Here is a 12,151-nt window from a genome sequence, read left to right on the forward strand (position 1 = left end):
AAACGGGAACCGGCAGGCGGTGCCTTGTTCCCTCCGACGGTACTAACCGTTTCAGGTTCTACGGGTATTTCTCAGTTCCCGCCACCCCGGAAGGCAGGGGAACACCCCGACAAGCGGCACGGATTATATAGCGCGCCCGCCGCATGAAAAAGCCCCGCATCGCGGGGCTTTGCCTTATCCGAACAGGCTCGCGTCCGGCTCCTTGCCGCCGACGATTTTCGGGTTGAGTTGGTACATTTCGTGCAGGAATTGCAGGATTTCCGCACTGATGTCTTTCGCACGCACGGCGGTCAGCGCGGAATGCCCGAAGGCGCGTTCCAGCGCGGGCACGGGCGCAGGCATGTAGTTGGCGGCGATTTCCGCCGCGCTTTTGTTGTTGGCGGCGACCCAGTCCACGGCGGCAAGCAGGTCTTTGTCCAGCGCGGCAAGAAACGCGGCCTGCTCTTTGGCAGCGGTTTCCGATACCAGCAGCCCCGCCTGGGCAATGCCGTTCTTGCCGCCAAAGTATTCGTTCCAGCTGTGGTCCAGCGAGAAACTACGCTGCACCTCCACACCTTCCTGTTTGCCTTTGAGGATGGAAGCGCTGGCGAGCGGTTCGGGCAGCAGGGCGTTGGGGAAGTCTTTTTGCAGGAAGAGGGTCACGGCTTCCGGCGGCGTGGCGGTGTAGGTAACGAGGTTCGCAAGATCGATGCCCGCCCGCTTGGCGAGGATTTGCAGCACGAGGTCGGGCATGTCGCCCTTGAACGGCATGACGATTTTCTGCCCGGCGAGGTCCTTGATGCCGGCGATGGTTTTGCCTTTGCTCATCACGGCGAGCAGGCCGCGCGTCATGATGTTGTGCAGGATGACGGGCTGGCCCTGCGCGCGCAGGTTGGCGGCGACGTAGCTGGGCACGATGCTGATTTCGATGCTTTTGTTCAGCAGACCCGCGCGCAGTTGGTCGGGGCTGCTCCAGCTTTTCACGGTGAAGGGGCGGATTTTGCGCGCCTCGCCCATCTCGGCGGCGACGGCGAGCAGCACGGTCGGCGTAACCGGCGGCCCCCACAGGGTAAAGGTGCTGTCGGCGGCGCGCAGCGGCAAGGCAGTGGCAGCAAGGGCGGCAGCGGTGGCGCTGATGAATTGGCGGCGTTTCAACATAGGGATGCTCCGGTGTGAATGTCCGGGACATTATAGGAATGGCGGCAGCAAATAGGAATGATTCCTGTCAATGGCCTTGACAGGCATTGGGCATAAAAAAAGCGCCTTGCGGCACTTCTCTGTTGATGGGGTGGGTGATGGGAATCGAACCCACGACCTCCGGAATCACAATCCGGCGCTCTAACCATCTGAGCTACACCCACCATTGTTTGTTATGGCGCACCCGACAGGACTCGAACCTGTAACCTACGGCTTAGAAGGCCGTTGCTCTATCCGGTTGAGCTACGGGCACTTAACCTTGCTGGTCGGAGTAGAGGGATTTGAACCCCCGACCCCCTGGTCCCAAACCAGATGCGCTACCAGACTGCGCTATACTCCGACGCGGGATGAGGCGCGCATTCTAGTGAGCGCCCCCCGCATCGTCAAGCGCTTTCTCGGCGGCTACGAGGCGGGCGCGCCGTCGCTACCGCTGTCGGGCAGGTTGCTGAGATCGTCGGGTTTGGCGGCGGGTGGCGGGGCGGCGGATTTTTCCACAACCGGCGCGGCGGGGGCGGGTTTCTCTTCCGGCGCATGGCGGATGTGCAGCGGCGGCGCGTTGCCGTCCTTGTCCTGGCCGAAATACACTTCCATATGCGGGAAAGGCATCTCGATGCCCGCCGCGTCGAAATACATCTTCACCAGACGGTTATAGGCGCGGCCGACCGCCCACTGATCGCCCGGCGTCGTCTTGATCGACACGCGCAGCATCACCGCGCTGTCAGCGAGCTGGGAAACCCCCTGAATATTAATCGGTTCCAGAATGTAGCGTTTCATCTCGCCCTTGACCAGCTCGTTGAACGCCGCGCGCAGCTGCTCCATCGCCTCATCCACATTCTCGCGGTAAGCGATGCCGTATTCGGCAATATGATTGGCGTGGCCGCGCATATAGTTCGACACCCGCGTCACATTGGAAAACGGAATCAGGTGATACGTCCCCGAACTGTCGCGGATGCCGACCGAGCGGATGCCCACCTGCTCGGCGCGGCCGGTGATGCCGTCCACCGTGACAATATCGCCGGTATTGATGGCATTCTCGATCTGGAAAAAAATCCCGGTAATCACGTCCTTTACCAGCGTCTGCGCGCCGAAACCGACCGCGAGGCCGAACACCCCGGCGCCGGCAATCAGCGGGCCGATATTGATGCCGACCTCCGTCAGCACCATCAGCGCGGCGCAGGCGAACACCACTACCGCCCAGCCGCTGCGCAGCAGCGACAACAGCGTCTGCGTCCGCACCCCCGGCGCGCCGCCGCCGATTTCCGGACTCAAAAACCGCTCGATCCACACTACCGACACCAGCCACACCACTACCGCCACCGCCAGAATCAGGCAGACATTCCAGAAGCGGGCGAGCAGGGCGTGGCCAAGCGCCGACTGCTCCCACGCCGCCACATCCACCACATGCCATGTCGCAAGCAACTCGACAAACACCAGCCACACCAGCACCAGCCGCACGAGGCGCAGCGCCAGCGGCACAAAAAAATTCAGCCGCTTTTCCAGCCCGGGCAGACGCCGCGCCATATCCGACGCAAAACGGATGGGGCGGCGAATCCACTGCGACAACAACATCGACGCCAACAGCCCGCCGCCGACCAATAACAGCGAATACAGCGTGCCGCGCAGCACGAACGGCAGCGACTTCTCGCCGCTGAGCAGCGTCAACACCAGCAACATCGAAAAATACACAATCGCCAGCCAGTGCCACAGCGGGGCGAGCACCCGCAGCGCGCCGGAAAAAATCGCACTCTCCGCACCATCCGCCGCCTGACGCAGCGCGAGGCGCACCGCCGTGCGCTGGCGGATGACCACCACCACACCATAAAAAAACGCACACAACGCCAGCAGCGCCGAAAACACCTGCCCCAGCGACGGCGACAAAAAAATCTTGATCAGCGGCAACACCACTAAATACCCATAACCGAGCAACTGCACCAGCGTCGCAAACCAGCGGTTCCAGAAACGCGCCGCCTTGTCCGTGCACGGCAGCAGGCGCAGCCCCGGAAAACGCGGATAAAACACCATGCGGATCCCGATCCGCAGCCCCTCCACCGCCACCAGCGCGCGCACAAAAAATGCCGCCTGCGTTGACAGCACCCCGCTCTCGCCGACCACAAACACCGCCAGCACATTGGCGCACACATACGCGCAAAACAACAACAACCCGTCGCCGAGTGCCACCGCCGCCACCCCCAGCAAACGGCGCGACAGCGGCGACAACCGCGTCCCCTGCAACACCCAGTCCTGCAACCGCGCCTTCCCCCCGCGCGTGGCGCGGTGCAGCACCCACAAAAACGACAACGACACCGCCACAATCAAGGCCAGATTCAACGCCGTCTGCCGCAGTACCGCCCAATTCACCGCCTGCAACATCAAATCGCGGCCGCTGAACGCGCCCACCAGCGCGTCCCAACTCTCGGCAAAACGCGAACCCACCTCGCGCAACACCTGCACCCCGGCCTCCGCGACCTTCTTCGGCCAGGCGGCGGCAGACACCACCGCCGCGCGCGCATTCTCGGCGACCGACTGCAACGCCGCCGCCTCCGCCTGCCCCTCATCCTTCTTCTCACCCGCATCACCCGCAGCCTCCTGCCCGTCCGCCTGCGCATCCGCCGCCGCAGCGCCTGCCGCATCAGCCGGTGCCGTTGCTGCCGTTGCGGCAGCATCACCCGCCGCCCCGCCCTTCGCCGCCTGCGCCTTGTCCGCCGCTTCCAGCCGCCGCAACTCCGCAACAAGCGCCTTGCGCTGCGCCGGATTCTCCAGCACATCGGCGAGCGCCGCCCAGGCGGTGCCGTCATCCGTTTTGGCGGCACTATCCTTGCCGCCATTCGCTGCCCACACCGGAGCCATCAACAAACCCAATACCAATACCAGCCACCGCATCGCGCGCTCCAACAAAAACCAAAGAAGCGCATACCATACACCAAGCCCGATGACGCCAAGCGGCATCGTTGCCGAGTGCGTGGCAAGCGCCGCAAACCGGCTCCAAAAGCGATGTGCGCCGACCCGATCAGGCGGGGAAAATCCCGCTTGGCGCTTTCCCAACCCTCACCCGGCGGCGGAGGGGCAGCTTTTTCGCGCCAGGCGGTGTCAATACGGGCGTTACGGCAGTTTTTCCGCCGCCTCGGCGAGGCGTTTCGGTGAGACTTTGAGAGTGCTGCCGATTTCCTGGGCGTAGGTCTGGATACGGTAGGCTTCGAGCAGGCGGTGGTAGTCCTGTATGGCGGCGTGGTGTGCGGCGGAGAGTCCGCGCGGGGTTTCCTGGTAGGGGTGGGCGATGCCCGCTTTTTGCATCGCCTGTTGCAGGCGGCTTTCCCACGGCGCGAGCTCTTGTTGGCGTTGCAGGTCTTTGCGCGGGTCGAGGCGGCTTTTTTCCAGGCGTTTTTGCGTCGCGAGCAGGGCGCGTTCGATGCTGTCCAGTTCGGCGGTCGGGGTATCGCGGATGAATTCAGGGTAGATGAGGCGGGCGAGGTGTTGTTCGATGTCGTCACGGATGGCGGGTTGTTTGTGTTTGCCCAGTTGTTGTTTGGCGTCGCTGTAGGCGGCGAGGATGCGGGTGAGTTGGGCGGCGAGCCGGTTGGCGGCGGGGACGAGTTCGGCTTCTGCGCGCGCGAGGGCGGCCTCAAAGGCGGCGCGGCTGCGCGGTACGCCGTTGGCGAAGCAGATGTGTTCGAGCAGGCGGGCGGTGATGTCGTCGGCGAGTGTGCTGTCGCTGCCGATTTTGCGGTAGTGCAGCGCCATTTGGGTGTAGCCGGGCAGGTTTTTGCGCAGGTATTTGAGTTTGTTTTGGAGTTTGTCGGCGAGCAGGCTGTGTACGCCAGCGCGGTGCGCGGCGTCGGCTCGCTGTGGGTCGTCGTGCAGGCGCAGGCGGCGTTCGCCGTTTTCGAGGGTGAGGGCGGGGTAGCCGGTGATGCCGTTCGGCAGGGTTTCTTGTGTGGGCAGTTCGTCCCAATGCCAGTCGTTGACGGGCTGGTCGTCGCCGTAGCGGCTTTGGCTGCGGCGGCGGAATTGGGCGGCAGCGCTGTCGCTGTACTGCGCTTGCAGGGCGGCGAGGTCGCGGCTTTCGGCAATAGTCTGGTTTTTGCCGTCAAGCAGGCGGTAGTTCATGCGGTGGTGGTCGTCGATGTTGAGGTTGTCGAAGGCGTCCAGCGGGATGTTGGTGCCTTTGATGGTGTGGATGGTGTCGCGGATGGCGGGCATGAGCGGGGCGTCGGGGGTGTCCTGGATGCGCGCGGTGACGGCGGCGGCGATGGCGGGGATGGGCACGAGCTGGCGCCGCCATTGTTTGGGCAGGGCACGCAGGATGGCTTCGATTTTGGCGGGCAGCATGGCGGGGACGAGGCGTTCGTAGTCGGCGGCGTCAAGCGCGTTCAGAGCAGGGAGTGGCACGCAGAGGGTGACGCCGTCGGCGCTGCCGCCCGGTTCGAAGTGGTATTCGAGGCGCAGTTTTTGTCCGTGGTGGGTGAGGCTTTCCGGGTAGTCAGCGTCACTGGGAGTGTCGTCCACCAGCAGCAGGTCGGCTTCAGTCATGGTGAGCGCTGCTTCGCCGTGTTGTTTGAGCCATTGTTCGAGGGTGACGGTGCTGTGCACGTTTTCGGGCAGACGGGCGTGGTACCACGCGGCTTGTTGGGCTTCGTCCACCAGGATGCCCCGGCTGCGGGTTTTGTGTTCGCGCTCTTCGAGGGTCTCGATGAGGGCGCGATTTTTGGCGATGACGCCACTTTTGGTGTGAATGTCGCCGGGGACGAGGGCGTCCTGGATGAAGATGTCGTGGGCAAGCGCCGGGTCGTGGCGGGCGTAGGGGACGTTGCGTCCGGCGACGATGGGCAGGCCGTAGAGCAGGGTGGTTTGGGTGGCGAGGATGTTGCCGGCTTTTTTGCTCCAATGGGGGTTGGTGTAGGTGTGTTTGACGAGGTGGGCGGCGATCTGTTCGAGGTCGGCAAGCTGGATGGGGGCGCAGGTGCGCGCGTAGGTGCGCTGGGTTTCGACGACGCTGGCGGCCATGATGGCTTGCGGCGGTTTTTTGGCGAGTACGGAGGCAGGGTAGATGCTGTAGCGGGCGTGGCGCGGGCGCAGGTAGTCGCGGGTTTGTTCGTCCCAGAGGCCGACTTGGTCGAGGAAGCCGGTAAGCAGGGCGCGGTGCAGGGTGTCAAGCTGCGGGTTGTCGTAGGCGAGGCGGCCTTTGGCGCCGTCCGGCAGGTCGTTTTGTGGTGCGGAGGGGGCTACGGCGTCGAGGTGCAGTTTTTGTTCGCGCAGGTCGCGGATGAGCTGGTTGGCGAGTTCGCGCCATTCGCGCATGCGTTGTGCGTTCAGGTAGTAGTTTTTGCACCAGGCGCGCAGGCGGTTGTTGCTGGCGGTGCGGCGTTCGCGCTGGTAGGCGGCGAAGAGGTTGAGCAGGGTTTGGTAGTCGCTGGTTTTGTCGGCGAATTCGCCCTGTTTTTGGTCGGCGCGCGCTTCTTGGCCGTAGGGGCGTTCGCGCGGGTCCTGGATGGAGAGGGCGGCGATGAGGATGACGGCGTCTTGCAGGCAGCCGGTTTTTTCGGCGGCGTAGATGATGCGCGCGAAGCGGGGGTCAACCGGCAGGTGCGCCATTTGTCGCCCAAGCGGGGTGAGGCGGCGCGCTTCGTTGGTGGCGCCCAGTTCGAAGAGCAGGCGGTAGCCGTCGTTGATTTGCCGCGCGTCAGGCGGGTCAACGAAGGGGAAGGCGGCGATGTCGCCCAGTTTGAGGACGAGCATTTGCAGGATGATGGCGGCGAGGTTGGTACGCAGGATTTCCGGCTCGGTGTAGGCGGGGCGCTGGCGGTAGTCGTCTTCGCTGTAGAGGCGGATGCAGATGCCGCTGGCGGTGCGGCCACATCTGCCGGCGCGCTGGTTGGCGGCGGCTTGCGAGATGGGCTCGATCGGCAGGCGCTGGGTTTTGGTGCGCAGGCTGTAGCGGCTGATGCGCGCGGTGCCGGTGTCGATGACGGCTTTGATGCGCGGCACGGTAAGCGAGGTTTCGGCGACGTTGGTGGCGAGCACGATGCGCCGCGCCGCTTGTGGGCGGAAGACGCGCTGCTGGTCGGCGAGCGAGAGGCGGCCAAAGAGGGGCAATATGTCCGTGTCGCGCAGTTGTTCGCGGCGCAGGCGGTCAGCGGCTTCGCGGATGTCGCGTTCGCTGGGGAGGAAGACGAGGATGTCGCCGCGTCCGTGCTGGTCGAGTTCGGCGACGGCGCGGAGGATGGCGTCCGGGCTGTCTTCGTCTTCGCTTGGCGGGCGGTAGCGGATTTCCACGGGGTAGGTGCGGCCGCTGACGTTGAGGATGGGCGCGTTTTTGAAGTGGGCGGCGAATTTGTCGGCGTCGATGGTGGCCGAGGTGATGATGATTTTGAGGTCGGGGCGTTTGTCGGCGAGGCGGCGCAGGTAGCCGAGGAGGAAGTCGATGTTGAGGCTGCGTTCGTGCGCTTCGTCCACGATGATGACTTCGTAGCGGGCGAGGTAGGGGTCGGACAGGGTTTCGGCGAGCAGCATACCGTCGGTCATCAGTTTGATGACGGTGTTGTCGCTTGTTTTTTCGTCGAAACGGACTTGGTAGCCGACGGCGGCACCAAGCGGTTCGTCCAGTTCTTCGGCGATGCGGGCGGCGACGCTGCGCGCGGCGATACGGCGCGGCTGGGTGTGGGCAATCATGCCGCGCGCGCCGAGGCCGAGGGCGAGGCAGAGTTGCGGCAGTTGTGTGGTTTTCCCCGAACCTGTCTCACCGCTGATGATGACGACCTGGTTGTCGGCAATCAGGCGGCGGATTTTGTCGGCAACCGCCAGCACGGGCAGGTTTGCGCTCAGTTTCGGCGCGGGCAACGCGGCACGGCGTGCGGCGACCGCTTCTTGTGAAGCAGCGTAGTCGGCGGCAAAGCGTGCCCGCATCCGGTCGGCGGGCTGGCCGCGCCGCTCGCGCTCGCGAATCTGGCGGTAAAGCTGTTGCAGGGGGTGGCGGTCTTGACAGAGGACGGTGGTGAAATCGGGGGCGGTCATGAATAAGTCGGCAAAAAAGAAAGGGCGGCATTATAGCGGGCTGGAAAATAATTATCCGACACCGTCAGGAATTGCTGATAGGGAAAGACGACAAGATGCGCGGTTTATGCCAACCATCTTTGAATACAACAAGAATTTACCGCCAATTCCATAACGCTTCATTATGCTGTGCGGATTATGACCGTAAGGCCGCGCCCTGATTCGGTCCTGCTGCAAACGGAAATCCCCACCTTAATTGACGGTATCATACAAAATAATGGCCCGACATCGGTCAATGGCATTTCTGCCGATACTTTGCGCGATATTTACCGTGATGCCAAGGTTACCGACAAGAAACGGATATTGAGTAATATCATGCTGCTTTCGGGCAGCAAGCATACCCGCCCGGCCTTACCACCAAAACGTAAAGCCAAGTGGTGCGGATATGGATTGAGGGTTGCAGCTGCTTTAGCATAGGTGTAGTATCAGGAGTGCCGTTTCAGGCAGAAGATTGTGTTGTCGTCCATGATGGAGGAGAGAAGATGACTTTCATCGCAGAGTTTATCAGCGAAGCGGACAAAGAAAGATACAGGCTGGATTCTTATATGCCCAAAGCGAGAGGGAATAATTGGGTTATTGATAGAGAACGCGACTGTTTTCTCAGATATTTAGACCGTAATTCTAGTAGGCTGGATGTAGGAGGAACCGAAAATCCTTATGAACATTGGTTATTCTATTATCAGGGGGCTCCTATAATACTTGATATGTGTTTTAATGGTTCTAAAGAACACAGACCTTGTCTTACATATTAAATAGATCATATATATATCAAGGGCTATCCAAGATAGCCATTTCTTTACCAAGTCTGCTAAAAGAAATTGAAGTCAAGAAGGATTATTTTGCTTCTTTATTAAAAGAAGCAATGGATATATTTAAGCTGTATCGCTATGGCCTAAGTGATAACCCATATCCTAATTGCTATTTTTTTTGTTTTTAATGGAGAATTGATGTAATGGCTACCAATCCTTTTTATACGAAAGAACAGGCCTTATCTATTCTGGAAGAAAGATTTAAGGGATTAGACTGGCAAAATCCCGCCGATCAGCAGAAAATGCGGAATATTATTCGCGAGGTTCTTGCAAAAACCTCTGTAGAAGTCGGCGGCAAAACAGGCAAAACAACGTTCGTTATGCCGGTTATGTTAACGACAAATCTACCGGTGATATTGCCGCACAAATTGTGCCTGATCCTAACACGCGTATTCTCAATAAAACAGATGCTTTCGACTTGCTTGATGAAAAGAGTATTGACGATTGGTTCAAAAATATTCTGGCACAATCTTTAGGTTACGAAGAGTACGAAAAGTTAGAAGATGGGATAAAAGAACTAATGGCCGAAGGCACTTATTACACAAGCCTACCTTCCACTTTCCGTTTTGATAGTCAAAACGGTTTGTGGGCGATTATTTCCCGTCATTTTGCCCGCGAGACGACGGGTGAGGTGCGGGTCATGACGCAGGCACCGCGTCCCGGCGCTATTTTGCTGCAAACGGAGATTCCCACCCTGCTCAAGGGCATCAAGGAGCGCAGAGGGGCAACGATACTCAACGGGATTTCTGCCGATGCACTGCGCGTTATTTATAATAATCATGCGGACAGTGAACGGCGGGAAGAGGAATTGCCGCATCTCGCTTTGCTGTCCGGTGTCAAGCCTTCCCACCTGACGGCACCGACGGAAAAGGATTTCGATAATTTCGTGCATATGGAGATTACGGCGGAGAACTACGGCAAATTAGTACAGGGATATGGACGCGATATTCCCGAGGAAATTCTTTATAACCGTCATCAATTCGATAAGGGCAAAGGGGAATTCGGCACGAATCACTATGATTTTGCCGACAGCACGCTCAGGCTTCTGCGCAAGGCCGGGGTGATGGGCGGGCTGATCGATTTTGCCGCCACAGCGACGCGGGCGGTAAAGGATGCCGCCGATGCCGGCAAGGCCAAGGCGGCGTGGATGGACTGGGCGATGGATATGGACGGCGCAACGGTGCAAAGCCGCTCGACGTTCACGCCGCTGTTTGCCGCCATTCTCGGCGCGGATCGCTATGGTTTTGCGCCGGAAGTGAGCCGGGCGGCGGGACTAGCGAACGCGGTTTTCACCGGTCTGTACGGCGAGGCGTTCCCGCAGGGTTTGCGGCAGCTCACGCATTCGCTGGATGCCGCGCGGCAGCAGGCGCTGTTTGATCATCTGGGTGGGCAGGTCTTCGGCAAGGATGGCGGTGCCGCGCAGATTCCCACCGCGCTGGCGGAGCAGAAGGTCGTGCTGCGCGACAGCGAGATGGCGGTGGACGAGCTGGTGCGGCAGGCAAAGGGGAATATGGCTTACCGCCATGCCCTGCGGCATCTGACTCCCGTGATTGCCGCCGGTGCGGATGTGGCCGCCGATAATGCGGACGGCTCGCTGGCGCTCTGGGATGCGCAGCATCCGCAGGGGATGACTACGCCTTATCTGCGCGACCGCGCGACGATGCTGCTGTTGCAGGCGCGCTATTTGAAGAACGGGCAGCAGGCGCTGACGGCGGCGCAGGTGAGCGATGTCGCACGCGGGGAGTGGTCGTACGTCGATCTCGGCTCCCATCCTTTTGTCAGCGATGCGGAAAGCTGGAAGATTTCCGCCGGACAGGGCAAGCCGAGGCAGGATCTCAACCGTGTCGTATTCGGCAAACCGAACGAGCGTAATGCACTGGGCGGCGGTACGGACAAGGATCATTTGTACGGCGGCAATCAGGATGATGTGCTCGACGGCAAGGGCGGCAGGGATTATCTGGAAGGCGGCTTGGGGCAGGATACGTATGTGTTCGCCAGCAGCTACAGCGATAAGAGCACGGTTTTTGATGCCGACGGCAAGGGTTTGCTGCAAGTGGACGGCACGGCTTATCACAAACTGGTGTTCAAGCCGCGCGGCGGTTATTACACGGACGACAAGCGCTTCAGTTTCCGCAATTTGATGAATGACCGCTGGGAGATTTCCGTGTTGAAGGACGGCAGCTACAAGGCGTTTGCCGATATTCAGCACTGGAAGAACGGGGATTTGGGGCTTTTTGTCGAGGAAGACGGGGGGCAGCCGCAACCCGCCGCGCCGGTACCGCCCGAGGCGGGGGATACGCCCGTTGTCAGCGGCGTTGCCGGCAAGGAGAATGTGTTTGCTTTCAATGCTTCCGGCAGTTTCCGCGTCGTGGGCACCGATACGCGCGACAGTATTCAGGCCGGGCCGCTGCAAGCGGGCAAGTCGGGTTATGCCCTGATCGCGCAGACCGGTGCAGGCAATGATTCGGTCTTCGGCAGTTTTGCGCGCGACTGGATCGACGGCGGCGCTGATGCCGATCTTCTGAACGGCAGCCCGTTTGTCTTGCCGGGCAAGGACTGGCGCAGCGAAGAGGACAAGAAGAAGGACGGCGATGTCATCACCGGCGGCGGTGGCGGGGACTTCATCAACGGCATGGCCGGGGATGCAGATGAAGCGGGTATTTCACGGTTCGGGAGAGGATGTCGCGGTGAGGTACAGACCTTCTTACGGGCCCGGCGGCACGACCATCATCACCCCCGAGATAGAGAAAGGGATGGCCCGCTACCCTACCTGGGATCACACCTTTACCGGCAACGGCTGGGAGTTGTCCGGCAACCAGAATACCGCCAGCCTGCCCGCAGACCGCGCCAACTGGACGATCAGCATTTTGCGTGACGAAGGGGATTACGTGATCAACGCCCCGTTCGGGCATAAAGACAAGGAAGAGCACCGCGCCGCAAGCGGTGGCGCGCAGGATTTCCTCTACGGCGGCGATGGGGACGACCTCATCATCGGTCAGGACGGCGGCGACATCCTGCATGGTGGCGAAGGGAACGACATCCTCTGGGGCGACGACAACGGTCATGCGGGCAGCGAGCTGAACGCAAACACCACGGATACGGTGGAAGACGACGGCAAG

Annotated in this window: 7 protein-coding genes, 3 tRNA genes, 1 pseudogene and 1 riboswitch; of the genes and pseudogenes, 5 read left to right on the forward strand and 6 right to left on the reverse strand. The window is 60.9% G+C overall.

The features are described 5' to 3' along the window. Window positions 1-11: 11 nt before the first annotated feature. Window positions 12-119, reverse strand: a riboswitch (TPP riboswitch). A 55-nt stretch (window positions 120-174) separates the two neighbouring features. From Q0562_RS00615 to hrpA, 6 genes are all read right to left on the reverse strand, one after another. After that, the gene (locus tag Q0562_RS00615) at window positions 175-1,137 is read right to left on the reverse strand and encodes an ABC transporter substrate-binding protein (RefSeq protein WP_298639764.1); all 963 of its coding nucleotides are present in this window, start codon (window positions 1,135-1,137) and stop codon (window positions 175-177) included. 126 nt (window positions 1,138-1,263) lie between these two features. Further along, window positions 1,264-1,340: transfer RNA gene (locus Q0562_RS00620), tRNA-His, on the reverse strand. Window positions 1,341-1,352: 12 nt separating this feature from the next. Further along, window positions 1,353-1,429, reverse strand: a tRNA-Arg gene (locus Q0562_RS00625). 10 nt (window positions 1,430-1,439) lie between these two features. Next, window positions 1,440-1,516, reverse strand: a tRNA-Pro gene (locus Q0562_RS00630). 62 nt (window positions 1,517-1,578) lie between these two features. Beyond that, on the reverse strand, window positions 1,579-4,122 hold the full coding sequence (locus Q0562_RS00635) for a mechanosensitive ion channel domain-containing protein (RefSeq protein WP_298639765.1): 2,544 nt from the start codon (window positions 4,120-4,122) through the stop codon (window positions 1,579-1,581). Between the two features lie 153 nt (window positions 4,123-4,275). After that, window positions 4,276-8,184 carry an ATP-dependent RNA helicase HrpA gene (gene hrpA, locus Q0562_RS00640; RefSeq protein WP_298639767.1) on the reverse strand — a complete coding sequence of 1,303 codons (3,909 nt, stop codon included), beginning with the start codon at window positions 8,182-8,184 and terminating at the stop codon, window positions 4,276-4,278. 177 nt (window positions 8,185-8,361) lie between these two features. Between hrpA and Q0562_RS00645 the strand changes: the two genes are divergently transcribed. From Q0562_RS00645 to Q0562_RS00665, 5 genes and pseudogenes are all read left to right on the forward strand, one after another. Then, window positions 8,362-8,640: a hypothetical protein gene (locus tag Q0562_RS00645; RefSeq protein ID WP_298639768.1), complete on the forward strand. Its 279-nt coding sequence runs from the start codon at window positions 8,362-8,364 to the stop codon at window positions 8,638-8,640. Window positions 8,641-8,705: 65 nt separating this feature from the next. Then, window positions 8,706-8,975, forward strand: a complete 270-nt coding sequence (locus Q0562_RS00650) for a hypothetical protein (protein ID WP_298639770.1) — start codon at window positions 8,706-8,708, stop codon at window positions 8,973-8,975. Between the two features lie 200 nt (window positions 8,976-9,175). Then, window positions 9,176-9,508 carry a hypothetical protein gene (locus Q0562_RS00655; protein WP_298639773.1) on the forward strand — a complete coding sequence of 111 codons (333 nt, stop codon included), beginning with the start codon at window positions 9,176-9,178 and terminating at the stop codon, window positions 9,506-9,508. Next, window positions 9,451-11,907, forward strand: a complete 2,457-nt coding sequence (locus Q0562_RS00660) for a calcium-binding protein (protein WP_298639775.1) — start codon at window positions 9,451-9,453, stop codon at window positions 11,905-11,907. Before Q0562_RS00655 ends, Q0562_RS00660 begins: the two co-directional genes overlap by 58 nt. 13 nt (window positions 11,908-11,920) lie before the next feature. Beyond that, window positions 11,921-12,151: pseudogene (locus Q0562_RS00665) on the forward strand (hypothetical protein); the annotation flags it as partial.

The sequence above is a fragment of the uncultured Cardiobacterium sp. genome, assembly GCF_938028825.1.
Taxonomy (GTDB): domain Bacteria; phylum Pseudomonadota; class Gammaproteobacteria; order Cardiobacteriales; family Cardiobacteriaceae; genus Cardiobacterium.

Bases quoted from the DNA above. Each gene is read 5' to 3' on its own strand.
- Q0562_RS00615 (WP_298639764.1), bottom strand. From the start codon at position 1,137: ATGTTGAAACGCCGCCAATTCATCAGCGCCACCGCTGCCGCCCTTGCT.
- Q0562_RS00635 (WP_298639765.1), bottom strand. From the start codon at position 4,122: ATGCCGCTTGGCGTCATCGGGCTTGGTGTATGGTATGCGCTTCTTTGG.
- hrpA (WP_298639767.1), bottom strand. From the start codon at position 8,184: ATGACCGCCCCCGATTTCACCACCGTCCTCTGTCAAGACCGCCACCCC.
- Q0562_RS00645 (WP_298639768.1), top strand. From the start codon at position 8,362: ATGACCGTAAGGCCGCGCCCTGATTCGGTCCTGCTGCAAACGGAAATC.
- Q0562_RS00650 (WP_298639770.1), top strand. From the start codon at position 8,706: ATGACTTTCATCGCAGAGTTTATCAGCGAAGCGGACAAAGAAAGATAC.
- Q0562_RS00655 (WP_298639773.1), top strand. From the start codon at position 9,176: ATGGCTACCAATCCTTTTTATACGAAAGAACAGGCCTTATCTATTCTG.